This window comes from Pseudomonas sp. 3296 (assembly GCF_031456615.1).
GTDB classification, from domain to species: domain Bacteria; phylum Pseudomonadota; class Gammaproteobacteria; order Pseudomonadales; family Pseudomonadaceae; genus Aquipseudomonas; species Aquipseudomonas mucoides.
Genome location: NZ_JAVDUY010000002.1, coordinates 178,318 through 201,951 on the forward strand (window position 1 = coordinate 178,318; position 23,634 = coordinate 201,951).

Sequence of the window (23,634 nt, forward strand, 5' to 3'; positions counted from 1 at the left end):
GCAGCAAAAAAATTGTGGAAGCTTTGTCTATGATCGATCTCGCAACCTGGAACCTCAGCGTTCCCGTTGGCAATCCGCCGTATACCGTTGAAACCGCCAAACTGGTGGACGGCTTCAAGGACCAATACTTCCACTCCGACACCGGCACGTTGTTTTTCTGGGCACCGGTTACCGGTTCCAAAACGGCCAATGCCAAATATCCGCGCACTGAACTTCGCGAAACCTACAGCAACGGCACCCTGAAAAACTGGCTCTACCCGGACGCCGACAACTCCCTGCGAGCGACGCTGGCGGTGAATCAGGTACCGAGTTCAGGAAAGATCGTTATTGGCCAGATCCATGCGTATGAAAGCCAAAGACCGATGGTTAAGGTCGAGTATCAGTACAAGACCAGCACCGCCACCGGCAACATCGTCGCCAAAGTGCGCATGCATCCGGATGACGATGAAGGTCGGGTGATCACCATCGCCACCGGCATAAAGATGGATCAGGAGTTTTCCTACCTCATCCACCTGAGTCCCGGCGGTGCATTGGGCATCAGCGCGGCCGGCTACCAGTGGGACACCAACATCAGCGCGACGTGGCGGGACAAGCCACTGTATTTCAAGGCCGGGGTCTATGTGCAAGACAACACCGGGTACACCAGCGAAGGCGGGAAGGTGACGTTCAGCAAGCTGGACATCGATCACGACAAGTAAAAACACCGGAGCCCATTTTCAGGCATTAAAAAACCCGCCTCTCGGCGGGTTTTTTTTATGCAACTCAAACAATCAAGGTCTTAGTTAACCTTGGCGTTCAACTCACCTTTCAGATAACGCTGATACATCCCTTCCAACGAGATCGGCTTGATCTTCGAAGCATTACCGGCCGTACCAAACTGGTTATAACGGTCGATGCACACATCACGCATGGCAGTCACAGTCGCGCCGAAGAACTTGCGCGGGTCGAACTCGCTCGGGTTGGTGGCCATCAGGCGACGCATCGCACCGGTGGACGCCAGACGCAGGTCGGTGTCGATGTTGACCTTACGCACGCCGTGCTTGATGCCTTCGACGATTTCTTCAACCGGCACGCCGTAGGTTTCTTTGATGTCGCCGCCGTACTGGTTGATGATCGCCAGCCACTCTTGCGGAACCGAAGAAGAACCGTGCATCACCAGGTGGGTGTTCGGGATGCGTTTGTGGATTTCTTTGATACGGTCGATGGCCAGCACGTCGCCGGTAGGCGGCTTGGTGAACTTGTACGCGCCGTGGCTGGTGCCGATGGCGATGGCCAGGGCATCCACTTGAGTGCGTTTGACGAAGTCAGCGGCTTCTTCCGGGTCAGTCAGCATTTGGCTGTGATCCAGAACGCCTTCGGCGCCGATACCGTCTTCTTCACCGGCCATGCCGGTTTCCAGCGAACCCAGGCAGCCCAGCTCGCCTTCGACCGAAACGCCGCAGGCGTGAGCCATGGCCACGGTTTGTTGGGTAACACGGACGTTGTAGTCGTAGTCGGTCGGAGTCTTGCCGTCTTCGCCCAGGGAACCGTCCATCATCACCGAGCTGAAGCCCAGTTGGATGGAGCGCTGGCAGACGTCAGGGCTGGTGCCGTGGTCCTGGTGCATGCACACCGGGATGTGCGGGAATTCTTCGATCGCCGCCAGGATCAGGTGGCGCAGGAACGGGGCGCCAGCGTATTTGCGAGCACCGGCCGAGGCCTGGACGATCACCGGAGAGTCAGTCTTGTCAGCGGCTTCCATGATGGCGCGCATCTGCTCAAGGTTGTTGACGTTGAAGGCTGGAACGCCGTAGCCGAACTCGGCTGCGTGGTCCAGCATCTGGCGCATGCTGATAAGTGCCATTGTGTGTGTCTCTCCCGGTTTGGGTCGTTAATCGTGCCAGCCTGCCGTAGCGGCGGCGGCTATTCAAGTTATTGCAGATCGGGGGTGGCCCCGGGCTGCGAATTCGGGTGTTGCCAAAGTGTCAATTACTGCGCTTTACAACCGCGGCCAATCAAATCATTGGTGGCGACCCAGTACACCAGGCCTTCCTCACCTTTTACGTGAAACGCCAGCATGTCATTGCTGTACAACGAACCTTCGGCGCCCGGCTCCTGCTTCAAGCGGTACACCTGATCGGCTCCGCCGAGGCGCACGTCGACTTCCTTGCGGCTGTCGTCGGTGTAGCGCCACAGCACTTTGGCCTGGCTGTCACAGGTCCAGGTGGTCCAGTTATCCACAGGGGCGGACGACTGGAACAGGTTCAACTGAGCGCAACCGGCCAGCAACGCCAACGCCGTAACGGCGATAAAACCTTTCATCCATGTTCCTCGACTGACAGCGCACGCCGCCAGCCCTGAGTAATGAGTCAGACCCGTCAAGGACAACCATGTTCCTTGGCGGGTGTCTGTGTCTCGTATTTATCCAGGCCATCGGGACCGGAACGCTTGTTTAGCACAGGATTGGTTTCCGCTTGCCAGTCGGCCTGGTAGCAGCCTTTTTCCTGCGACTGCGGCGCAGGCTCTGGCGTGGCTTTCGGGTTACTCCCGCAAGCCGCCAGCATGCACGCTGCGATCAACAGCGTTAACGTCTTGACCATGTAAACACTCCTTTGCCTGGTCAAATGGGCAGCCTCAGGCCTTTGCCCGGCTTTCCAGGACTTCAACGGCTGGCAGCACTTTGCCTTCGACGAATTCGAGGAACGCGCCGCCGCCGGTAGAAATGTAGGAGATCTGATCCGCAACGCCATATTTATCGATGGCCGCCAGGGTGTCGCCGCCGCCAGCGATGGAAAACGCCGAGCTTTCGGCGATAGCCTGGGCCAGCACTTTGGTGCCGTTGCCGAACTGGTCGAATTCAAACACGCCAACCGGGCCGTTCCACAGAATGGTCTTGGACGACTTCAGCAGCTCGGCGAAATTCGCTGCGGTCTGCGGGCCGATGTCCAGGATCATGTCGTCGGCAGCCACATCAGCGATCAGCTTGACGGTAGCGGTCGCGCTTTCAGCGAATTCCTTGGCAACCACAACGTCCACCGGCAATGGCACGCTGACTTTGGCAGCGATTTCGCGAGCGGTGTCCAGCAGGTCCGGTTCGTACAGGGACTTGCCGACCGGGTGACCGGCAGCCGCCAGGAAGGTGTTGGCAATGCCGCCGCCAACGATCAACTGGTTGCAGATCTGGCTCAGGCTGTTCAATACGTCGAGTTTGGTCGAGACCTTGGAGCCGGCAACGATGGCAGCCATTGGCTGGGCCGGAGCACCGAGGGCTTTGCCCAGTGCGTCCAGCTCGGCAGCCAGCAACGGGCCAGCCGCAGCGACTTTGGCGAACTTGGCCACGCCGTGGGTCGAACCCTCGGCACGGTGCGCGGTGCCGAAGGCGTCCATCACGAACACGTCGCACAGGGCGGCGTATTGCTGGGCCAGTTCGTCAGCGTTCTTTTTCTCGCCTTTGTTGAAGCGCACGTTTTCGAACAGCACGATGTCGCCGGCTTTCACGTCGACGCCGCCCAGATAATCAGCGACCAGCGGCACTTCGCGGCCCAGGGCCTTGCTCAGGTAGTCAGCCACTGGCTTGAGGCTGTTCTCGGCCGAGAATTCGCCTTCGGTCGGACGGCCAAGGTGCGAGCAGACCATCACGGCCGCGCCTTTCTCCAGGGCCAGCTTGATGGTCGGCAGCGAAGCCAGGATTCGCGCATCGCTGGTGACAACACCGTCCTTGACTGGGACGTTGAGGTCTTCGCGAATCAGTACGCGCTTACCTTGCAGATCGAGGTCGGACATCTTCAACACGGTCATGGGTCGCAATTCCTGAGTTACTGTTTTGGAGAAGCTGTTTGCAGATAGTGTTCTGCAACGTCCAGCATTCGGTTGGCAAACCCCCATTCGTTGTCGAACCAGGCCAGGATGTTCACCAGCCGCGGGCCGGAAACTCGAGTCTGACTGGCATCGACAATGGCCGAATGTGGGTCATGATTAAAATCACAGCTTGCGTGGGGAAGCTCGGTGTAGGCCAGCAAGCCTTTAAGCGGGCCACTGGTGGCGGCCTCGCGCAGAATCCGGTTGACCTCGGTGGCGTCGGTGTCGCTGACGGTCTGCATCGTAATGTCGAGGCAAGACACGTTAACCGTCGGCACTCGTACGGCTTTGGCCTGAATTCGCCCGGCAAGTTCCGGCAGCAGGCGTTCGATGCCGCGCGCCAGACCGGTGGACACCGGGATCACCGACTGGAACGCCGAACGGGTGCGGCGCAAGTCTTCGTGATGGTAGGCGTCAATCACCGGCTGATCGTTCATCGCCGAATGAATAGTGGTGATCGACACATATTCCAGGCCGATGGCCTGATCCAGCAGACGCAACAGCGGCACGCCGCAGTTGGTGGTGCAGGACGCGTTGGACACCAGCAGTTCGTCGCCGGTCAGGCAATTCTGGTTCACGCCGTAGACGATGGTGGCGTCGACATCTGCCTCGCTGGCCATCGGCTGGGAAAACAGCACACGCGGCGCGCCGGCGTCGAGGAACCGCTGGCCGTCTTCGCGGGTGTGATAAGCGCCGGAGCACTCCAGCACCAGATCGACGCCCAACGACGCCCAATCGATGCCTTCGGGGGTGGCACTGCGCAGTACCTTCACGCAGTCGCCATTAATATGCAGACAATCGCCCTCAACCCGCACTTCGCCGGGAAAACGCCCGTGAGTGGAGTCGAAGCGTGTCAGGTATTCGATGCTGGCCATGTCAGCCAGATCGTTGATCGCGACAATTTCAAACCCGGCCTTTTCGCCTCGCTCAAACAACGCACGCAAGACGCAACGACCAATCCGGCCGTAGCCGTTGAGTGCAACTTTGTAAGGACGCGGTTGAGGCATGGGGTTCTCGATTACCGGGGTGAATCCGTCAGTTTTGTATTGCCTGGACCTACGCTATCGCGAGCAGGCTCACTCCTACATGGCCTGTGGGAGTGAGCCTGCTCGCGATGGCATCAGCCCGAACAACACAACTGTCGGACTTAGTCTTCCAGCAGTTCTTCAGCCTGACCCAGGATGTTTTCCAAGGTGAAACCGAACTCTTCGAACAAGGCAGGCGCAGGCGCCGACTCGCCGTAGGTGGTCATGCCGATCACGCGACCTTCCAGGCCCACGTACTTGTACCAGTAGTCCGCGTGAGCGGCTTCGATGGCAATACGGGCACTGACTTGCAACGGCAGAACCGCTTGCTTGTAGTCGGCGTCCTGAGCATCGAACACGCTGGTGCAAGGCATCGAGACAACACGCACTTTGCGACCCTGTCCGGTCAGCTTGTCGTACGCCTGAACCGCCAGGCCCACTTCCGAACCGGTAGAGATCAGAATCAGCTCAGGCTCGCCGTCGCAATCCTTCAACACGTAACCGCCACGGGCGATGTCGGCGATTTGCAGGGCGTTGCGATCCTGGTGCTGCAGGTTCTGGCGCGAGAAGATCAGCGCCGAAGGGCCGTCCTTGCGTTCCAGAGCCAGCTTCCAGCATACGGCCGATTCAACGGCATCCGCTGGGCGCCAGGTGTCGAGGTTCGGGGTGCTGCGCAGGCTGGTCAGTTGCTCGATTGGCTGGTGAGTCGGGCCGTCTTCGCCCAGACCGATGGAGTCGTGGGTGTAGACGAACACCACGCGTTTCTTCATCAGCGAGGCCATACGTACGGCGTTGCGTGCGTATTCCATGAACATCAGGAAGGTCGCGCCATAAGGCACCAGACCGCCGTGCAGCGCCACGCCGTTCATGATCGCGCTCATCCCGAACTCGCGAACGCCGTAGTACATGTAGTTGCCGCTGGCGTCTTCAGCCGTAACACCTTTGCAACCTTTCCACAGGGTCAGGTTGGAACCGGCCAGGTCAGCGGAGCCGCCCAGCAGTTCAGGCAACAGCGGGCCGTAGGCGTTCAGGGCGTTCTGGCTGGCTTTACGGCTGGCGATGGTTTCGCCCTTGGCCGCGACTTCAGCGATATAAGCCGAGGCTTTTTCAGCGAAGTCAGCCGGCAGCTCGCCGCTCAGGCGACGGACCAGTTCGTTGGCCAGTTCAGGGAACGCAGCGGAGTAAGCAGCAAAACGCTGATCCCACTCGGCTTCGGCCGCTTTACCGGCTTCCTTGGCGTCCCACTCGGCGTAAATGTCAGCCGGAATTTCGAACGGACCGTGGTTCCACTTCAGGGCAGCACGGGTCAGAGCGATTTCCGCGTCACCCAACGGGGCGCCATGGCAGTCTTCTTTGCCTTGCTTGTTCGGCGAACCGAAACCGATGGTGGTCTTGCAGCAGATCAGGGTTGGCTGATCGCTTTTGCGCGCGGTTTCGATCGCGGTCTTGATCTCTTCCGGGTCATGACCGTCGACGTTACGGATCACTTGCCAGTTGTAGGCTTCGAAACGCTTCGGCGTGTCGTCGGTGAACCAGCCTTCGACTTCGCCGTCGATGGAGATGCCGTTGTCATCGTAGAAAGCGATCAGTTTGCCCAGGCCCAAAGTACCGGCCAAGGAGCCGACTTCATGGGAAATGCCTTCCATCATGCAGCCATCACCCAGAAACACGTAGGTGTGATGATCTACAACGTTGTGGCCAGGACGGTTGAATTGCGCCGCCAGGACTTTTTCTGCGAGGGCAAAACCGACGGCGTTCGCCAGGCCTTGGCCCAGTGGACCGGTGGTGGTTTCAACGCCTGGGGTGTAGCCGAATTCCGGGTGACCCGGGGTGCGGCTGTGCAGCTGGCGGAAGTTTTTCAGGTCATCGATCGACAGGTCGTAGCCGGTCAGGTGCAGCAGCGAGTAGATCAACATCGAACCGTGGCCGTTGGACAGCACGAAGCGGTCACGGTCGGCGAACGATGGATTGCTCGGGTTGTGCTTCAGGTAGTCACGCCAAAGTACTTCGGCGATATCCGCCATACCCATAGGGGCACCGGGATGGCCGCTGTTGGCTTTTTGCACGGCATCCATGCTGAGGGCACGAATGGCGTTGGCACGCTCACGACGGCTGGGCATCGCTGTTCTCCTGCGGATATTGAATCGAGAGTGAATAAAACGAATCGGAAAAAAGGCGAGCATTTTCCCTCACCGGGCCGCCTCGGGGCAATGACAGATAGTCATCTGGAGGCGTTTTTCCATGTGATAACGGCGGTTTCGACGGGTGAAACCTTTCCGCTGTCCGTTTGTTGACAGAACCTAACGTCGAGAAGTGCCATCTATCGAGCAATATCAAAACTTTTTGATATTGCTCTTGCAGTGATTTCGACCCGTCACTAGACTGCTGGCCTTATGAATTTACGCGTGCCTTCCATTCAACATGACGATTGCGACGAGCTGGCAGCCCTCTGCAAGGCCGGCGGCGACCCTCTGCGTCTGAATGTATTGCGCGCGCTGGCCAACGATTCGTTCGGTGTGCTGGAACTGGCGCAGATCTTCGGCATTGGCCAATCCGGCATGAGTCATCACCTCAAGGTACTGGCCCAGGCTGACCTGGTGGCGACCCGCCGTGAAGGCAACGCGATTTTCTACCGTCGCGCCCTGCCCCACACCGACCTGCTGGGCGGCAAGCTCCACGCCGCCCTGCTGGAAGAAGTGGACAACCTGACCCTGCCGGCTGATGTGCAGTCGCGGATTGGTCAGGTGCACGGGCAACGAGCGGCGGCCAGCCAGGACTTTTTCTCACGGGTTGCGGAGAAATTTCGCGCCCAGCAAGACTTGATCGCCGGCCTGCCGCAATACCGCGAAAGCGTGGTGGCCTTGCTCGACAAGCTGGGTTTCGGCAAAGGCGCCACGGCCATTGAAGTCGGCCCCGGTGACGGCGAGTTTCTGCCGGAACTGGCGCGCCGCTTCAATGAAGTCACTGCGCTGGACAACAGCCCGGCGATGCTCGAACTGGCGCGCCAGGTCTGCGAACGTGAAAAGCTGGCTAACGTCAGCCTGCAATTGGCCGATGCATTGAACGGTGTCAGTCTTCAGGCCGACTGCGTTGTACTGAACATGGTATTGCACCATTTCGCCGCGCCGGCCGAAGCACTCAAGCACATGGCCGACTTGCTGCAACCGGGCGGTAGCCTGCTCGTGACAGAGTTATGTAGCCACAATCAGAGTTGGGCCAGGGAGGCCTGCGGTGATCTCTGGTTGGGGTTTGAACAGGACGATTTGGCCCGTTGGGCCACCGCTGCGGGACTCGTTCCCGGGGAAAGCCTCTATGTAGGCTTACGTAATGGTTTCCAGATCCAGGTCCGCCATTTTCAGCGACCGGCTGGCGACACTCACCATCGGTAAATTCAGGAAAACATCGAGATGAGCGAATACTCCCTCTTCACCTCCGAGTCCGTGTCTGAAGGACATCCGGACAAAATCGCCGACCAGATTTCCGATGCGGTGCTGGACGCCATCATTGCTGAAGACAAGTTCGCCCGTGTGGCGTGCGAGACTCTGGTAAAGACCGGCGTTGCAATCATCGCCGGTGAAGTGACCACGTCGGCCTGGGTCGATCTGGAAGAAATCGTGCGTAACGTCATTCTGGACATCGGCTACAACAGCTCCGATGTCGGCTTCGACGGCGCCACTTGCGGTGTGATGAACATCATCGGCAAGCAGTCCCCAGACATCAACCAGGGTGTTGACCGTGCCAAGCCTGAAGATCAGGGTGCCGGCGACCAGGGCCTGATGTTCGGCTACGCGAGCAACGAAACCGACGTGCTGATGCCTGCACCGATCACCTTCTCGCACCAGCTAGTTCAACGCCAGGCCGAAGCCCGTAAATCCGGCCTGCTGCCTTGGCTGCGCCCGGACGCCAAGTCGCAAGTGACTTGCCGTTACGAAGGCGGCAAGGTTGTCGGTATCGACGCCGTTGTTCTGTCGACCCAGCACAACCCTGAAGTGTCGTACAAAGACCTGCGCGAAGGCGTGATGGAGCTGATCGTCAAGCACGTACTGCCTGCCGAACTGCTGACCAAAGACACCCAGTTCCACATCAACCCGACTGGCCAGTTCATCATCGGTGGCCCGGTTGGCGACTGCGGCCTGACCGGTCGCAAGATCATCGTCGACAGCTACGGCGGCATGGCTCGCCATGGTGGCGGCGCGTTCTCCGGTAAAGATCCATCGAAGGTTGACCGTTCGGCCGCCTACGCCGGTCGTTATGTGGCCAAGAACATCGTGGCTGCCGGCCTGGCCGAGCGCTGCGAGATTCAGGTTTCCTACGCGATTGGTGTTGCCCAGCCTACGTCGATCTCGTTGAACACCTTCGGCACCGGCAAAATCAGCGACGACAAAATCGTCAAACTGGTTCGCGAAGTGTTCGACCTGCGTCCATACGCAATCACCACCATGCTCGATCTGCTGCACCCGATGTACCAGGAAACCGCTGCGTACGGCCACTTCGGTCGCACCCCGGCGACCAAGACCGTGGGCGAAGACACCTTCACCACGTTCACCTGGGAAAAAACCGACCGCGCCGACGACCTGCGTTCGGCTGCCGGTCTGTAAGACTTCCCCGGCGGTACCCAAAGCCCTGCACGGTTCGCCGTGCGGGGCTTTTTATTGTCTTTCGCTTTGCACCGAGTCGCCGCCATCGCGAGCAGGCCCGCCCGGTCACCCCTGAAACACCAGGCAAAACACCCACCCTTCCCGCCCGAAAATAGTGACTAGCCTTCTAGCATCCCATTTGAGCAAGGATGCTCACGATGCTTCTACGCCTGATGCCCGCTGTCTTCCTGACCGTGTTTTGCCTGACCTCAAACGCTGCCGACTGCCCCGACTGGCCACCCGCACGCGCCCTGGACGAAATCACCGCCCTGCAAAAACAAATCGATTTCTGGGACGACCACTACCACCGGGGAGGACGCTCGCTGGTCGCCGATGAAATCTACGATCAGTCCCGCGCACAATTGATTGAATGGCGCGAGTGCTTTGACCTGGGTCTCGCACCCGAACCCTTGCGCACTGCCGCTGGCAAGATCGCCCACCCCATCGCCCACACCGGCCTCGACAAACTCCGCGATGGCCAGACTGTGGAAAACTGGCTGCGCGATCGCGAAGACATCTGGATACAACCCAAAGTCGATGGCGTGGCCGTGACACTGACCTATCGCAACGGCTTGCTGCATCAGGCGATCAGCCGTGGCGACGGCATCAATGGCCAGGACTGGACAGCCTCGGCTCGCCTGATCCCCGGTATCCCCCGGCAACTCGCACAACCCGTGGACATACTGGTGCAAGGCGAACTTTATTGGCAGCTGACCGACCACATACAAGTCAAGGTCGGCAGCCTAAATGCCCGCTCCACCGTGGCCGGTCTTATGGCGCGCAAGGTGCTCGCCCCTGAGCAAGCCGCCGGTATCGGATTGTTTGTCTGGGACTGGCCACAAGGTCCGCCCCATTTGCCCGAACGAATAGCGGCTCTGGATGGGCTGGGGTTCCCAAGCACTTTGCCCTACAGCCAACCGGTCAGGACAATGGCTGATGCGCAACGCTGGCGCGATCACTGGTATCGCTCGCCGCTGCCGTTTGCCAGCGACGGTGTCGTCCTGCGCCAAAGCCTGCGCCCCTCGGCCGAACGCTGGCAGGCGAAATCACCCTTTTGGGCCGCCGCCTGGAAATACCCTTTCGCGCAGGTACTGGCCGAGGTGCGAACAGTCGACTTCAAGGTTGGGCGCACCGGACGAATCACACCGGTACTGAACCTGAAACCGGTGACGCTCGATGACCGACAGATCAAACGCGTGAGCGTCAGCTCCCTGCAGCGCTGGGAGAAACTGGATATCCGTCCCGGCGATCAGGTGTCCATCAGCCTGGCCGGACTGACCATTCCCAGACTCGACAGCGTTGTACTGCGCAGCACCGAACGGGCTGAGGTGAGCGTCCCGCTGGCAGCCGACTTCCATCATTTGAGTTGCTGGCAGCCGACGCCGGGGTGTGAAAGCCAATTCCTCGCACGACTAACCTGGCTCAGTGGCAAGCAGGGGCTGGCTTTGCCCCATGTCGGGCCCGGCACCTGGGAGAAACTTTTAGAAACAGGCCGTCTGAATAGCCTTCTGGATTGGTTGACCTTCGATGCTCAAGAGCTTGCTACCATTAACGGCTTCGGCGAACGCAGCAGCGCTCGTCTTTTGAACAGTTTCAACAGTGCTCGACAGCGCCCCTTCAGTCGTTGGCTTAAAGCCTTGGGTTTACCACCGATGGGGCAGGCGCAGCTTGCCGATTCATGGCAGGCAATGGCGAACCGAAACACCGAACAATGGCAGGCTCAAGCCGGTATCGGCCCGGGACGTGCGGCGCAATTGAGCGCGTTTTTCCGCGACCCGCAGGTCCTGGCCTTGAGTGAAACATTACGGGTTGCCGGGATTGACGGTTTCTAGAGACCTACAACTCACGGCAGCCGGGAACCCCCAGGGGCCGATGCGCTCCAACGCCCATTGCCACACCGACCCGCTTGCCTTTGCGCATGGAGCTTTTATGAAACTTCTTTCACCGCTCGCCCTGTTGACCCTCTGCAGCGTGCTGGCCGCTCCACTGATGGCGGCCGAAGAAGCGCCGGAACTGACCGGCTGCGCCGCCAAGAAACAGGGCATCATCAACCAGATCGAACTGACCAAGTCACACGGCAACGCCGATCAGCAAGCAGGCCTGGAAACCGCCTTGAGCGAAGTCACGGCGCATTGCACCGACGCCTCGCTGAAGAAAGAACGGGAAAACAAAGTCCTCGACGCCAAGCATGAAGTCAGCAAACGCCAGGCCGACCTCGACAGCGCCATGAAAAAAGGCGACCCCGACAAGATCAACAAACGCAAAGACAAACTCGCCGAGTCCCGCAAGGAATTGCAGGACGCACTCGACGAACTGGATAAGTAGCTCGGTAGTGACCGTTCCCACGCAGAGCGTGGGGAACGATCAACTAGCCAGCGAGAATCAATGATCCCGAAACTGTTTATGGCAAGCACTGCAGGCATCTTCGACTTTCTGCACCGCCGGCCCGAGGTTGCTGGCCTTGTAAGGCTGGACCTGGCTGGCGATCACCAATTCACCGGTGGCGGCTTCAAGGTTGCGGGACATTTCCTGAAAACGTGCCTGCTGTTGCCAGACATTATCCTTGGCGCTGGTGTGATCTTCTTCGCGCACCTGTGGAAAGTGTTTCCACGGCTCATGGGACAGCGCATCGAGTTTCACGGCGCCGTCGGCGAATTTCTGACCATCAAACGGAATGCGGCCGCGCAGCATGCCGCCCAGGTCTTCACCGGTCTTGAGCATCTGCTTGAAGATCGCCTTGCGCTGACCCAGCGGCGAATTCGGATCGACACCGCCGCAAGCGGACAACGTCAGGCAGGCCAGCAATACAACAGAAAGTCTTTTAAGAGTCATGGTGGCTTCAGGTCACGGGAACGGCCGCCAGTATCCTCGCGTCATCGACAAAGACCAATAGCCCTATTATCAATACGGGTTGCTTGAGCGCATGGAGCACTCAGGCAACCAGCAAAGGAATTACTCCATGAACAGCCGTTTCAAGGCATGGCGTCACCACCTCGCGTGGACTCTTCCAATGGTGGCCGTCCTCGCCGGCTGCACCGGCGGCGATAACAACAAGCCAAAAACCCATGCACTCGCTACCTATTCCAGTGCCACCTGGGAAGCGCTGCCGGCAGTGTCCGACAGCGATCTGGTCGCCGGCTTCGGTTCGTGGCGCAGCGCGTGCACCCGACTCAAGGCCGACCCGGTCTGGGGGGCGACCTGCACCGCCTCCGCCAACGTTCCGCAAACCGCCACCGATATTCGCGATTTCCTCAAACAGAATCTGGACGTCTATGGCCTGCGTGCCGCCAATGACAATCCCAACGGCTTGATCACCGGCTACTACGAACCGGTCTACCCCGGCAGCTTGACCCAAACCGCAGCAGCAAATATCCCGGTGTACGGCGTACCCGAAGACATGATCATTGTCTCGCTGGACAGCCTCTACCCGGAACTCAAGGGCAAGCGCCTGCGCGGTCGACTGGAAGGGCGAGTGCTCAAGCCTTATGACGATGCGGCAACTATTGAGACCAAAGGGGTCAAGGCGCCGGTGGTGGCCTGGCTGACCGATCCGATGAACCTGCAATTCCTGCAAATCCAGGGCTCGGGGCGTATTCAGCTCGATGACGGTCGCCAGCTGCGCATCGCTTACGCCGACCAGAACGGCCATCCGTACCGCCCCATCGGCCGCTGGCTGGTGGAGCAAGGCGAGCTGAAGAAAGAAGACGTGACCATGGGCGCGATCAGCAATTGGGCCAAGGCCAACCCCGCGCGCATTCCCGAACTGCTCGGCAGCAACCCCAGCTATGTGTTTTTCACCCGTAACCCGGACAGTAACGAAGGACCGCGCGGCTCGTTGAACGTACCGCTCACTGCCGGCTATAGCGCGGCTGTGGATCGCAAAGTGATTCCGCTGGGCAGTCTGTTGTGGTTATCGACCACCAAACCGGACGGCACTGCATTGGTTCGACCGGTAGCCGCTCAAGATACCGGCGGCGCGATTGCCGGCGAAGTGCGGGCGGATCTGTTCTGGGGCACAGGCGAGGCGGCCGGGCAATTGGCCGGGGACATGAAGCAGCAGGGGCAGATCTGGATGCTTTGGCCTAAAGGTGCGGCGCTGCCTCAGGTGCCTCAGGTGGCTGATGCGGCGAACACCAAACCCTGAGATTTGCATGGGCAGTTAGATAGCTTTCGCGAGCAAGCTCGCTCCTACAGTTGATCGTCAGTGATCACAAACCTTGTAGGAGCGAGCCTGCTCGCGATGAGGCCAGCAAAATCACCGAATTCTAAACAGACACAACAAAAAAACTCACAATCAACCCCATCCCCACAAACCACACCAACGACCGCAAAATCGCCCAGTCCGCCAGGTAGCAAATGATGTACAGCAACCGGCTGGTGATGAACAACACCGACAGCACATTGATCGTCACCAACTCGGCATTGCCCGCCAGGTGCGCCACGATCACCGCTGCCGCGAACGCCGGGGTCACTTCAAAACTGTTCAGTTGCGCAGCATGCGCGCGTCGACCCAAACCATTGAGTGACTCGAGAAAATCCCGGGGATCATGGTTGTCTCTCAGCCCATACCCACCACTGACCTTGGCAATCGCCGTGCAGACATAAGGCAGGAAAATCGCGATCAAAATGCACCACAGCGCAACCGTCATAAAGCAGTCCTTTCTTCAGTTTGGAAATTCGGATTTCGGTTAAAACTTCATCACCAGGATGCCGATCAGCACCAACCCACAGGCTAAGAGCCGTGGCCGGCCGAAAGGTTCTTTCAGGTAGCGCATGCCGAACAACACCACCAATATCACGCTGATCTCACGCAACGCCGCCGCTTCGGCAATCGAGCCCAGTTGCATGGCCCACAGCACCAGAGCGTAGCTGAACAACACGCAAAACCCGACCGCCAGGCCCAGCCGCCATTGCTCCCGCCAGAACAGCATGAACGCCGACCGCTTGCGCACCAGCGCCAGCAACGGAAATGGCCAGGCACTCAGCAACGTGACCCAGACCAGGTAATCCAGCGGGTGTGACCAGCGCCGCAATGCCTGGCCGTCAATGAACGTGTAGCAGCCGATGCACAGACCGATCAGTGCCACCACCGGCAGCATCGACCACGGCAAACGTGCGCCGCCACCGCCCTGCCACAGCAGGCACAGCATGCCGAACGGGATCAGCAGAATTCCGAAGATCTGCTGATTCGTCAGCACTTCCCCGGCAAAGATCAATGTCAGGGCCAGCACCACCAACGGCGACAGCCCGCGCATCAACGGATAGACCAGCCCCAGATCACCGACCCGATAGGCCTGAATCAGCAGATACCGATACAGCAACTCGAACGCCGCCGAAGCCAGAATCCACGGCCAGATGTCGATGGGCGGCACGTTCACAAACGGCAGCATCACGGCAACAAACAACATCGCCACGCTGTCCATGCAGGCCACCACCAACAAACGTTCGGCACTGAATTTGATCAGGGTATTCCACGCCGCATGCAACAGCGCCGCGACTAACACCAGTGCTGTTGCAAGCACGGCTTACTCCTTCATCTGTTTTTATTTCCGGCGGGACGCGACCGGATAATTGATTCGCGATATGTCAGCAGCTGTTTATACTGCAAGCGACCACGCCGCACTCAGTTGCGCACAGACTAATTCCAATAATTTCTGTCCATGCCCGCTCTCGCCGAGAACGGTCATCGGCATGCGTATGCCTGATCACAGCGTCAAGACTACCGACAGAGACCTTGCGCATGCCACTCGCCTTGCTTGCCCTCGCTGTTGCCGCGTTCGGCATCGGCACCACTGAATTCGTCATCATGGGCCTGCTGCCCGACGTCGCTCGCGACCTCGCCGTCAGCATCCCGCACGCCGGCCTGCTGATCACCGGCTACGCCCTGGGCGTGGTGTTCGGCGCACCGATCCTTGCGGTCGGCACCGCCAACATGCCGCGCAAGGCGACGTTGCTGGGGATGACGCTGATGTTCATTCTCGGCAACGTCTTGTGTGCCCTGGCGCCGAACTACGCCACCTTGATGGCGGCTCGCGTGGTCACTGCGTTGTGCCACGGCGCGTTCTTCGGCATCGGCTCGGTGGTCGCGGCCGGTCTGGTCGCACCGAATAAACGGGCACAAGCCATTGCGATGATGTTCACCGGCCTGACGCTGGCCAATGTGCTGGGCGTGCCATTGGGTACCGCGCTCGGGCAGTACGCCGGCTGGCGCTCGACTTTCTGGGCGGTCTCGGTGATTGGCGTGATTGCCGCCATCGCACAATGGCTTTGGCTGCCGAAACACATCGCCATGGACAAGGCCAATCTGGCCAGCGAGTTCAAGGTGCTGGGCAAGGTCAATGTGTTGCTGGCCCTGGGCATGAGCGTGCTGGCGTCGACCAGTCTGTTCAGCGTGTTCACTTACATCGCGCCAATCCTGCAAGACATCACCGGCGTCAGCCCGCATGGCGTGACCATCATGCTGCTGTTGTTCGGCGTGGGGCTGACTGCGGGCAGCATGCTCGGCGGTCGACTGGCGGACAGTCGTTTACTGCCTTCGCTGGTGGGCATGGCGCTGGCCGTGGTGGTGGTGCTGGCGGCGTTCACGCAGACGAGTCATTCGGTGATTCCGGCGGCGATCACGCTGGTGCTGTGGGGAATCTTTGCGTTCGCCCTGTGCCCGATCCTGCAGTTGCTGATCATCGATCAGGCACACGAAGCGCCCAACCTCGGTTCGACGCTGAATCAGAGCGCGTTCAACCTCGGCAATGCTGCGGGCGCCTGGATCGGCGGGCTGGTGGTTGCCAGTGGCGCCGACCTGGCGGACTTGCCGTGGACCGGCGCGCTGGTCAGCGGTTTGACGGTGTTGACGGCGTTGTTCTTTATTTACCTGCAACGCCGTAGTGCGGCTGCGGTGAATGTGTCTGGCTGAATAGCGGCATCGCCCATGGCATCGCTATCGCGAGCAGGCTCAGCACCTGTCTTTACTTCTCTTCACGCTCGCGTGAATCCGCCGCCTGATCAGGGCTCTTCTTCGGCGGCCCACTTTCGCTGCGAATCTGCGCATGGCTGATCAGCGCAAAGATGCAGCTGCCGCCGATGATATTCCCCGCCAGCGTCGGTCCCGCGAACACCAGCCAGAAATCCTTCCACGGCAACTCGCCAGCAAACACCAGGTACGACACCTCGGCCGAACCGACCACGATGTGGGTGAAGTCACCCAGCGCCATGAGGTAGGTGATGAGGATGATGATCCACATTTTCGCGCTCTCCATGGACGGAATCATCCAGACCATGGTGGCGATCATCCAGCCCGAAACGATGCCCTTGGCGAACATCTGGCTGGCGTGGTTTTCCATGACTTTGCGGCCGATTTCGAGGAAGGCCAGGTCGGTTTTGCTGTCGAAAATCGGCAGGTTCAGCATCACATAGGCCACCAGCAACGTGCCGCACAGGTTGCCTCCCAGCACTACCGTCCACAGCCGCAGTAATCGGCCGAAGTTGTTCAGTGTGGGTTTGGTCATGACCGGCAACACGGCGGTCAGGGTGTTTTCGGTGAACAACTGCTGGCGGGCGAGGATCACCGCAAGAAATCCGGCGCAGTAGCCAAAACTGGCGATCACCTTGAAATGCTCGCCGTCCGGCAGCCGTGAGTTGAGTAAACCCATGGCCATCAACGACAAACCCATGGTCAGGCCGGCGGCCAGCGCCGACCACCACAACGCCGCGATGCTGCGCTCGAGCTCCTGGTCGCCCTGGGTGCGGATGATTTCGTGCAGTACCGCCGCACGGGGCGGCTGGTTTTTGTCGACGTCGTGCTGTTCTTCAGCCGAGAGGTTCGGGGTCTTGCCGTCTTTTGGGGTGTCCATAGCGTTCCTGAACCGGTGGCGTGTCATGTAGGTACGACACGCGCGGTTCGGAGCTGTTCAGTGTTCGAATAAACGAAGCTCGGCTCCTGCAGGGCTCGCATTACTCGCTGGCCACATCATCCTGAAACTGATCTTTGACGTACTTGATCTCGGTACGCCCGTGCGGCGCCGGCAAGCCGTCTTCGCCCAGGTTGACGAACACCATCTTCTCTACCGTCAGGATGCTCTTGCGGGTGATCTTGTTGCGCACTTCGCAGGTCAGGCTGATCGACGTGCGACCAAACTCGGTCGCGGTGATGCCCAGCTCGATGATGTCGCCCTGGCGCGAGGCGCTGACGAAGTTGATTTCGGAAATGTACTTGGTGACGACGCGCTGATTACCCAGTTGGACGATGGCATAGATTGCCGCTTCTTCGTCGATCCAGCGCAACAGGCTGCCCCCAAACAGCGTGCCGTTGGGGTTGAGGTCTTCAGGTTTAACCCATTTGCGGGTGTGGAAATTCATATTCACTCCTGAGCGTCTTGCGAAATGATGGGCTGCATCATGGCAGAGCCCGGTCTAGAGCTCTATTACGCATAGACTATGGTCTCGATTACCGTTCAGACATTGACCAACAGAAACGCTTTGGAAGTATCGCTCACACGGCTATAATCGCCACCGTTTCAAAACGGTAACTTTCCATTGATACCGTTTTCCCGCCACCTGTCCGAGGGGCGCTGCAGCAGGTTCGACCTGTCAGGCTCGGATGGGGCGTTGCTTGGTCGTTATCGACCAGACACTAAACGCACAACGGCGCCCATTCGCATACATTACGAATGGAGGCTCATCATGAGCGCTGTTATCACGCCTGCAGATTTTAACGATTACAAAGTGGCCGACATGTCCCTGGCTGCCTGGGGCCGTCGCGAAACCATCATCGCCGAATCCGAAATGCCTGCCCTGATGGGTCTGCGCCGTAAATACGTCGGTGAGCAGCCACTCAAAGGCGCGAAAATCCTCGGCTGCATCCACATGACCATCCAGACTGCCGTGCTGATCGAAACCCTGGTTGCCCTGGGTGCCGAAGTACGTTGGTCGTCCTGCAACATTTTCTCGACTCAGGACCAGGCCGCTGCCGCTATCGCTGCTGCCGGCATCCCGGTTTTCGCCTGGAAAGGCGAGACTGAAGAAGAGTACGAGTGGTGCCTGGAGCAAACCATCCTCAAAGATGGCGCGCCTTGGGATGCCAACATGATCCTCGACGACGGCGGCGACCTGACTCAACTGCTGCACGACAAGTACCCACAGGTTCTGGACCGCGTCCACGGCGTGACCGAAGAAACCACCACCGGCGTTCACCGTCTGCTGGACATGCTGGCCAAGGGCGAGCTGAAAATCCCGGCCATCAACGTCAACGACTCGGTAACCAAGTCCAAGAACGACAACAAGTACGGCTGCCGTCACAGCCTGAACGACGCGATCAAGCGCGGTACCGACCACCTGCTGTCCGGCAAGCAAGCGCTGGTCATCGGTTACGGTGACGTGGGCAAGGGCTCCGCTCAGTCCCTGCGTCAGGAAGGCATGATCGTTAAAGTCTCCGAAGTTGACCCGATCTGCGCCATGCAAGCCTGCATGGATGGCTACGAGCTGGTTTCGCCGTTCATCGACGGCATTAACGATGGCACCGAAGCAAGTATCGACAAAGCGCTGCTGGGCAAGATCGACCTGATCGTGACCACCACCGGTAACGTCAATGTTTGCGACTCGAACATGCTCAAAGCCCTGAAAAAGCGTGCTGTTGTCTGCAACATCGGTCACTTCGACAACGAAATCGACACCGCTTTCATGCGCAAAAACTGGGCGTGGGAAGAAGTGAAGCCACAGGTTCACAAAATCCACCGCACCGGCCCGGGCGCTTTCGACGCTCAGAACGATGACTACCTGATCCTGCTGGCCGAAGGCCGTCTGGTTAACCTGGGTAACGCTACCGGTCACCCAAGCCGCATCATGGACGGTTCGTTCGCCAACCAGGTGCTGGCGCAGATCTTCCTGTTCGGCCAGAAGTACGCCGACCTGTCGCCAGCCCAGAAAGCCGAGCGCCTGACGGTTGAAGTACTGCCGAAGAAACTCGACGAAGAAGTGGCCCTGGAAATGGTCCGCGGTTTCGGCGGCGTTGTGACTCAACTGACCAAGACCCAGGCCGACTACATCGGCGTGACCGTTGAAGGTCCGTTCAAGCCGCACGCTTACCGCTACTGATTGGTTCCTGCCACTCAGGCAGGAATTACGCTGACCTGTAGGAGCAGAGCTGGCTCGCGATAGCATCACCACGGTGCATCTGAAAAACCGCGGTGCCTGCATCGCGGGCAAGCTTTGCTCCTACAGCGGGTTCTCGTGTTTCCAAGGATATGACCATGTCCCAAGACCGTCGCTACAGCTTCGAGTTCTTCCCTACGAAGACCGACGCTGGGCATGAAAAGCTGATTGCCACTGCTCGTCAGCTGGCCACGTATAACCCCGATTTCTTTTCCTGCACCTATGGCGCTGGCGGTTCGACCCGTGATCGCACCCTCAACACCGTGTTGCAGCTCGAAAGCGAAGTCAAAGTCCCTGCCGCACCGCACCTGTCTTGCGTCGGCGACAGCAAGGACGACTTGCGCGGCCTGCTGGCTCAATACAAGGCAGCCGGCATCAAGCGTATCGTTGCCCTGCGCGGTGACCTGCCTTCGGGCATGGGCATGGCCAGCGGCGAAATGCGCCACGCCAATGACCTGGTCGAGTTCATTCGTGAAGAGACCGGCGATCATTTCCACATCGAAGTCGCCGCTTACCCGGAAATGCACCCGCAAGCGCGCAATTTCGAAGACGATATCGCCAACTTCGTGCGCAAGGCCAACGCTGGCGCGAATAGCGCGATCACCCAGTACTTCTTCAACGCCGACAGCTATTTCTACTTCGTCGAGCGTGTACGGGCGGCGGGCGTGACCATCCCGATCGTGCCGGGGATCATGCCGATCACCAACTACAGCAAACTGGCGCGCTTCTCTGACGCCTGCGGCGCAGAAATCCCGCGCTGGATCCGTAAACAGCTGGAAGCCTACGGCGACGACACCCAAAGCATTCAAGGCTTTGGTGAGCAAGTCATCACCGAAATGTGCGAACGCCTGCTGCAAGGTGGTGCACCGGGCCTGCACTTCTACACACTGAATCAGGCTGAAGCGAGTCTGGCGGTGTGGAACAACCTGAAGTTGCCGCGCTGAAACAGTGCAAAACCCCGAAAAGGCTCTGGCGAAATCCAGGGCCTTTTTTATGGAAGATGCCTTGCGCCAGAGCTTCTGGATCCAGTTTCTGGCTCTTTATGATTTCTCGTCGTAATCTCAAGCCATGCCCCTGATTTCGCGATGTCTGACTGTGTTGCTTTTTACTTGCCTGAGCTTTGCCGCCCGGGGCGAGAAGCTGCGCATTGTCACCGAACCGTGGGCGCCTTACGTCTACGAGGAGGACGGCAAAGCCCTGGGACTGGATTACGAAACCACGGCCATCGTCTTCAAACGCCTGGGGATCGAAGTGGACTGGCAGTTCCTGCCGTGGAAACGCTGCCTGTCGATGCTCGAAACCGGTCAGGCAGACGGCGCGCTGGACATTTTCCACAGCGATGAGCGTGACGCGACGCTGCTCTACCCCGGGGAACCGCTCTCGGAAGTCGAGTTCGTCATGTTCTACGCCAATGACCGGCCCCATCCGTTTCGCACCCTGGACGACCTGAAAGGCCTGACTATCGGCACCTCGCCGGGCTATCTCTATAGCAAGGATTTCAGCGACTCAACGCTGTTCATCCGCGAGCCCGCGCCGACCCATGAAGCCAACTTCGGCAAGCTGGTACGTGGACGGATCGACCTGCTGATCACGGATCGTCGGGTTGGCCAGCACTTGCTTGATGAATTGGGTATCCGCGGCAGCATCACTGAAAACCCGGCCGTTATCAGTCACCAGAGCCAGTTTCTGGCAGTACGCAAAAATGCCGGCATGGACCTGCTCGTGCAGCGTTTCGGTGCCGAACTCAAGCGTTTCAAACTCGAGCCCGCCTACGCGGAGTTGAGCGCCCGTTATGGCACCGATCCGGGCACCGATGTGAAAGCCGCCACCGCCACTTCGGCCACCATAAAAACCGTTGAGCAGCAGGAAAGCGGCGCGCAGTGATTGCTCTGTTATACTCCGGCCTTCCCGCCAGGCTCACGCCCGGACGCTCGGACTTGTTCAAGGCATCTCGACCCCGCTACAGCGCAGCTTTTCAGCCCGCGCGAGCGCTCCAGACGAGCTTTCAAGGCCCAGCAGGACCGGACGGGATTGCGTTCCTCTTAAACGCCATTCGCGCCAGGCAAGACTCCCATTGGGCCAAGCCCTAACTAAAACAGGATTACTCATGTCCTTTGCTTCCCTCGGTCTCTCCGAGGCTTTAGTCCGCGCCATCGAGGCAGCGGGCTATACCGAGCCTACTCCGGTGCAACAGCGGGCCATTCCCGCCGTGTTGCAAGGTCGCGACCTGATGGTTGCGGCTCAGACAGGTACTGGTAAAACCGGTGGCTTCGCCCTTCCGATCCTGGAACGGCTGTTCCCTAACGGTCACCCGGACAAATCCCAGCGTCACGGCCCGCGCCAACCACGCGTCCTGGTCCTGACCCCTACTCGCGAACTCGCGGCCCAGGTCCACGAGAGCTTCAAGGTCTATGCCCGTGACCTGAAGTTCGTCAGCGCCTGCATCTTCGGTGGCGTCGGCATGAACCCGCAGGTTCAGGCCATGTCCCGGGGTGTTGACGTGCTGGTGGCCTGCCCTGGCCGCCTGCTCGACCTCGCCGGCCAAGGCAGCGTCGACTTGTCCCACGTGGAAATCCTCGTGCTGGACGAAGCCGACCGCATGCTCGACATGGGCTTTGTCCATGATGTGAAGAAGGTCCTGGCACGTCTGCCGAGCAAACGTCAGAACCTGCTGTTCTCGGCGACGTTCTCCAAGGACATCACCGACCTCGCCGGCAAGCTGCTGCACAACCCGGAACGCATCGAAGTCACGCCGCCGAACACCACGGTCGAGCGTATCGAACAGCGCGTATTCCGCCTGCCAGCCAACCACAAGCGTTCGCTGCTGGCCCATCTGATCACCGCGGGCGCCTGGGAACAGGTGCTGGTGTTCACCCGCACCAAGCACGGTGCCAACCGTCTGGCCGAGTACCTGGACAAACACGGCCTCAGCGCCGTTGCGATCCACGGTAACAAGAGCCAGAACGCCCGCACCAAAGCCCTGGCCGACTTCAAGGCCGGTGAAGTGCGCATCCTGGTCGCCACCGACATCGCCGCTCGCGGCCTGGACATCGACCAGTTGCCACACGTGGTCAACTTCGAACTGCCAAACGTCGACGAAGACTACGTGCACCGTATCGGCCGTACTGGCCGTGCCGGTCGTTCGGGCGAGGCGATCTCGCTGGTCGCTCCGGACGAAGAGAAGCTGCTGAAAAGCATCGAGCGCATGACCAAGCAGAAGATTGCCGACGGCAACCTGATGGGCTTCGACTCCAGCGCCGTAGAAGCCGAGAAGCCTGAAGTTCGCGAGCGTCCGGATGTGCGTAACCCGCGCAACCCACGTGGCCCGCGCGGCGACGGCCCGAACGGCACCGGTGGTGGTGGCGGTCGCAAGGACAAAGGCAAGGACAAGGGCGGCAAGGAAAAACCTGCTGCCACTGGCCGTGGCGATCGCCCGGCCCGTGAACACAAGCCACGCGAAGGCACCCCGGCGCGCGAGCAACAGCGTCCGGCGCCACGCGCTGCCGCAGCTGACCGTGCTCCAGACGAGTTCCTGGACGACGATATCGATAACTTCGGTAACCGCGTTGATTACGTCCCTCAAGCCAAACCGGCTCAGGGCCGTGGTCGCCGTCCGGGTGCTCCGGCACAAGGCACGACGGCTGGCGCAGGTGCTCCGCGCACCGGTGGCAAGCCTCAGGGTCGCCAAAGCGGTCCGCGCAGCAGCGACGGCGCCACCACTGGCACGCCGCCGGCCAAGCGCAGCGGTCCACGCAGCGGTGCTCCACGTGACGGTCAGGCCCGTCGCGAAGAAGGCCGCAACCGTCGCCCGGCCCGTGACGATCAGCCGCGTTCGGAACCGGCCGTGCAAAACCCGCGCGGTCCAGCGCCGAAGATCATTCACAAGGAGTCGAAAACCGATCGTTTCCCGACTCCCGAGCAACTTGATCAACTGCCAGGCCGTCCGCGTGGTGAAAAACCAGCGTTGCTGACCCGCAATCGCTAAGTTTTCC

Annotated in this window: 22 protein-coding genes and 1 riboswitch; of the genes, 11 read left to right on the top strand and 11 right to left on the bottom strand. The window is 59.7% G+C overall.

Annotation, left to right across the window (positions count from 1 at the left end; translation table 11 throughout):
• Positions 1–29 precede the first annotated feature (29 nt).
• Complete coding sequence (locus J2X66_RS05290; RefSeq protein WP_310261802.1) at positions 30–698, top strand: polysaccharide lyase family 7 protein; 669 nt, start codon at positions 30–32, stop codon at positions 696–698.
• A gap of 80 nt (positions 699–778) precedes the next feature.
• Here J2X66_RS05290 and fba read toward each other — a convergent pair whose 3' ends face one another.
• From fba to tkt, 6 genes are all read right to left on the bottom strand, one after another.
• On the bottom strand, positions 779–1,843 hold the full coding sequence (gene fba, locus J2X66_RS05295; RefSeq protein WP_007945427.1) for a class II fructose-bisphosphate aldolase: 1,065 nt from the start codon (positions 1,841–1,843) through the stop codon (positions 779–781).
• A gap of 125 nt (positions 1,844–1,968) precedes the next feature.
• Positions 1,969–2,301: an MliC family protein gene (locus tag J2X66_RS05300; protein WP_027926618.1), complete on the bottom strand. Its 333-nt coding sequence runs from the start codon at positions 2,299–2,301 to the stop codon at positions 1,969–1,971.
• 56 nt (positions 2,302–2,357) lie between these two features.
• Positions 2,358–2,579 (bottom strand): hypothetical protein, encoded by a 222-nt coding sequence (locus J2X66_RS05305; protein WP_310261810.1) that lies wholly within the window; start codon positions 2,577–2,579, stop codon positions 2,358–2,360.
• A 34-nt stretch (positions 2,580–2,613) separates the two neighbouring features.
• Complete coding sequence (locus tag J2X66_RS05310) at positions 2,614–3,777, bottom strand: phosphoglycerate kinase (protein ID WP_027926616.1); 1,164 nt, start codon at positions 3,775–3,777, stop codon at positions 2,614–2,616.
• 17 nt (positions 3,778–3,794) lie between these two features.
• Positions 3,795–4,844 carry an erythrose-4-phosphate dehydrogenase gene (epd, locus tag J2X66_RS05315; RefSeq protein WP_310261816.1) on the bottom strand — a complete coding sequence of 350 codons (1,050 nt, stop codon included), beginning with the start codon at positions 4,842–4,844 and terminating at the stop codon, positions 3,795–3,797.
• A gap of 140 nt (positions 4,845–4,984) precedes the next feature.
• Entirely contained in the window at positions 4,985–6,982 is a 1,998-nt protein-coding gene (gene tkt / locus J2X66_RS05320; RefSeq protein WP_310261820.1) for a transketolase, read from the bottom strand.
• Between the two features lie 273 nt (positions 6,983–7,255).
• On the opposite strand from tkt, the gene J2X66_RS05325 reads away from it, so the two are divergent.
• The 4 genes from J2X66_RS05325 to J2X66_RS05340 all read left to right on the top strand — a co-directional run bounded on the left by J2X66_RS05325 (position 7,256) and on the right by J2X66_RS05340 (position 11,824).
• A complete protein-coding gene (locus tag J2X66_RS05325) occupies positions 7,256–8,251 on the top strand; it encodes a metalloregulator ArsR/SmtB family transcription factor (protein WP_310261823.1) in 996 nt (331 codons plus the stop codon).
• An 18-nt stretch (positions 8,252–8,269) separates the two neighbouring features.
• Entirely contained in the window at positions 8,270–9,460 is a 1,191-nt protein-coding gene (metK, locus tag J2X66_RS05330) for a methionine adenosyltransferase (RefSeq protein ID WP_008033298.1), read from the top strand.
• Positions 9,461–9,657: 197 nt separating this feature from the next.
• Complete coding sequence (gene ligB / locus J2X66_RS05335) at positions 9,658–11,331, top strand: NAD-dependent DNA ligase LigB (protein WP_310261829.1); 1,674 nt, start codon at positions 9,658–9,660, stop codon at positions 11,329–11,331.
• A 97-nt stretch (positions 11,332–11,428) separates the two neighbouring features.
• On the top strand, positions 11,429–11,824 hold the full coding sequence (locus J2X66_RS05340; RefSeq protein ID WP_310261833.1) for a DUF1090 domain-containing protein: 396 nt from the start codon (positions 11,429–11,431) through the stop codon (positions 11,822–11,824).
• Positions 11,825–11,881: 57 nt separating this feature from the next.
• On the opposite strand, the gene J2X66_RS05345 is transcribed toward J2X66_RS05340, so the two are convergent.
• Positions 11,882–12,331, bottom strand: a complete 450-nt coding sequence (locus J2X66_RS05345; protein ID WP_027926609.1) for a cytochrome c — start codon at positions 12,329–12,331, stop codon at positions 11,882–11,884.
• A 127-nt stretch (positions 12,332–12,458) separates the two neighbouring features.
• On the opposite strand from J2X66_RS05345, the gene J2X66_RS05350 reads away from it, so the two are divergent.
• Entirely contained in the window at positions 12,459–13,643 is a 1,185-nt protein-coding gene (locus J2X66_RS05350) for an MltA domain-containing protein (RefSeq protein WP_310261835.1), read from the top strand.
• A gap of 121 nt (positions 13,644–13,764) precedes the next feature.
• Here J2X66_RS05350 and J2X66_RS05355 read toward each other — a convergent pair whose 3' ends face one another.
• Together J2X66_RS05355 and J2X66_RS05360 are read right to left on the bottom strand one after the other, a co-directional pair.
• A complete protein-coding gene (locus tag J2X66_RS05355) occupies positions 13,765–14,148 on the bottom strand; it encodes an MAPEG family protein (RefSeq protein WP_310261838.1) in 384 nt (127 codons plus the stop codon).
• Positions 14,149–14,187: 39 nt separating this feature from the next.
• Positions 14,188–15,021 (bottom strand): EamA family transporter, encoded by an 834-nt coding sequence (locus J2X66_RS05360; RefSeq protein WP_310261841.1) that lies wholly within the window; start codon positions 15,019–15,021, stop codon positions 14,188–14,190.
• A gap of 218 nt (positions 15,022–15,239) precedes the next feature.
• Between J2X66_RS05360 and J2X66_RS05365 the strand changes: the two genes are divergently transcribed.
• Positions 15,240–16,409, top strand: coding sequence for an MFS transporter (locus tag J2X66_RS05365; RefSeq protein ID WP_310261844.1), 1,170 nt, complete (start codon positions 15,240–15,242; stop codon positions 16,407–16,409).
• Positions 16,410–16,461: 52 nt separating this feature from the next.
• Here the strand turns inward: J2X66_RS05365 and J2X66_RS05370 are convergent, their stop codons facing one another.
• Both J2X66_RS05370 and J2X66_RS05375 read right to left on the bottom strand, forming a co-directional pair.
• Positions 16,462–17,346, bottom strand: coding sequence for a formate/nitrite transporter family protein (locus tag J2X66_RS05370; RefSeq protein WP_310261847.1), 885 nt, complete (start codon positions 17,344–17,346; stop codon positions 16,462–16,464).
• A 100-nt stretch (positions 17,347–17,446) separates the two neighbouring features.
• The gene (locus J2X66_RS05375) at positions 17,447–17,851 is read right to left on the bottom strand and encodes an acyl-CoA thioesterase (RefSeq protein ID WP_123434694.1); all 405 of its coding nucleotides are present in this window, start codon (positions 17,849–17,851) and stop codon (positions 17,447–17,449) included.
• 198 nt (positions 17,852–18,049) lie between these two features.
• Positions 18,050–18,152: riboswitch (S-adenosyl-L-homocysteine riboswitch) on the top strand.
• 23 nt (positions 18,153–18,175) lie between these two features.
• Here J2X66_RS05375 and ahcY point away from each other — a divergent pair.
• The 4 genes from ahcY to J2X66_RS05395 all read left to right on the top strand — a co-directional run bounded on the left by ahcY (position 18,176) and on the right by J2X66_RS05395 (position 23,627).
• On the top strand, positions 18,176–19,585 hold the full coding sequence (gene ahcY, locus J2X66_RS05380; RefSeq protein WP_027926602.1) for an adenosylhomocysteinase: 1,410 nt from the start codon (positions 18,176–18,178) through the stop codon (positions 19,583–19,585).
• A gap of 155 nt (positions 19,586–19,740) precedes the next feature.
• On the top strand, positions 19,741–20,586 hold the full coding sequence (gene metF / locus J2X66_RS05385; RefSeq protein ID WP_310261855.1) for a methylenetetrahydrofolate reductase [NAD(P)H]: 846 nt from the start codon (positions 19,741–19,743) through the stop codon (positions 20,584–20,586).
• Between the two features lie 124 nt (positions 20,587–20,710).
• On the top strand, positions 20,711–21,526 hold the full coding sequence (locus tag J2X66_RS05390) for a transporter substrate-binding domain-containing protein (protein ID WP_310261858.1): 816 nt from the start codon (positions 20,711–20,713) through the stop codon (positions 21,524–21,526).
• 223 nt (positions 21,527–21,749) lie between these two features.
• Complete coding sequence (locus J2X66_RS05395) at positions 21,750–23,627, top strand: DEAD/DEAH box helicase (protein WP_310261861.1); 1,878 nt, start codon at positions 21,750–21,752, stop codon at positions 23,625–23,627.
• The last annotated feature ends 7 nt before the right edge of the window (positions 23,628–23,634 follow it).

What these genes read in the sequence shown, in the direction of transcription:
- J2X66_RS05290 (WP_310261802.1), top strand. Translation starts at nt 30, where the DNA reads ATGATCGATCTCGCAACCTGGAACCTCAGCGTTCCCGTTGGCAATCCG.
- fba (WP_007945427.1), bottom strand. Translation starts at nt 1,843, where the DNA reads ATGGCACTTATCAGCATGCGCCAGATGCTGGACCACGCAGCCGAGTTC.
- J2X66_RS05300 (WP_027926618.1), bottom strand. Translation starts at nt 2,301, where the DNA reads ATGAAAGGTTTTATCGCCGTTACGGCGTTGGCGTTGCTGGCCGGTTGC.
- J2X66_RS05305 (WP_310261810.1), bottom strand. Translation starts at nt 2,579, where the DNA reads ATGGTCAAGACGTTAACGCTGTTGATCGCAGCGTGCATGCTGGCGGCT.
- J2X66_RS05310 (WP_027926616.1), bottom strand. Translation starts at nt 3,777, where the DNA reads ATGACCGTGTTGAAGATGTCCGACCTCGATCTGCAAGGTAAGCGCGTA.
- epd (WP_310261816.1), bottom strand. Translation starts at nt 4,844, where the DNA reads ATGCCTCAACCGCGTCCTTACAAAGTTGCACTCAACGGCTACGGCCGG.
- tkt (WP_310261820.1), bottom strand. Translation starts at nt 6,982, where the DNA reads ATGCCCAGCCGTCGTGAGCGTGCCAACGCCATTCGTGCCCTCAGCATG.
- J2X66_RS05325 (WP_310261823.1), top strand. Translation starts at nt 7,256, where the DNA reads ATGAATTTACGCGTGCCTTCCATTCAACATGACGATTGCGACGAGCTG.
- metK (WP_008033298.1), top strand. Translation starts at nt 8,270, where the DNA reads ATGAGCGAATACTCCCTCTTCACCTCCGAGTCCGTGTCTGAAGGACAT.
- ligB (WP_310261829.1), top strand. Translation starts at nt 9,658, where the DNA reads ATGCTTCTACGCCTGATGCCCGCTGTCTTCCTGACCGTGTTTTGCCTG.
- J2X66_RS05340 (WP_310261833.1), top strand. Translation starts at nt 11,429, where the DNA reads ATGAAACTTCTTTCACCGCTCGCCCTGTTGACCCTCTGCAGCGTGCTG.
- J2X66_RS05345 (WP_027926609.1), bottom strand. Translation starts at nt 12,331, where the DNA reads ATGACTCTTAAAAGACTTTCTGTTGTATTGCTGGCCTGCCTGACGTTG.
- J2X66_RS05350 (WP_310261835.1), top strand. Translation starts at nt 12,459, where the DNA reads ATGAACAGCCGTTTCAAGGCATGGCGTCACCACCTCGCGTGGACTCTT.
- J2X66_RS05355 (WP_310261838.1), bottom strand. Translation starts at nt 14,148, where the DNA reads ATGACGGTTGCGCTGTGGTGCATTTTGATCGCGATTTTCCTGCCTTAT.
- J2X66_RS05365 (WP_310261844.1), top strand. Translation starts at nt 15,240, where the DNA reads ATGCCACTCGCCTTGCTTGCCCTCGCTGTTGCCGCGTTCGGCATCGGC.
- J2X66_RS05370 (WP_310261847.1), bottom strand. Translation starts at nt 17,346, where the DNA reads ATGGACACCCCAAAAGACGGCAAGACCCCGAACCTCTCGGCTGAAGAA.
- J2X66_RS05375 (WP_123434694.1), bottom strand. Translation starts at nt 17,851, where the DNA reads ATGAATTTCCACACCCGCAAATGGGTTAAACCTGAAGACCTCAACCCC.
- ahcY (WP_027926602.1), top strand. Translation starts at nt 18,176, where the DNA reads ATGAGCGCTGTTATCACGCCTGCAGATTTTAACGATTACAAAGTGGCC.
- metF (WP_310261855.1), top strand. Translation starts at nt 19,741, where the DNA reads ATGTCCCAAGACCGTCGCTACAGCTTCGAGTTCTTCCCTACGAAGACC.
- J2X66_RS05390 (WP_310261858.1), top strand. Translation starts at nt 20,711, where the DNA reads ATGCCCCTGATTTCGCGATGTCTGACTGTGTTGCTTTTTACTTGCCTG.
- J2X66_RS05395 (WP_310261861.1), top strand. Translation starts at nt 21,750, where the DNA reads ATGTCCTTTGCTTCCCTCGGTCTCTCCGAGGCTTTAGTCCGCGCCATC.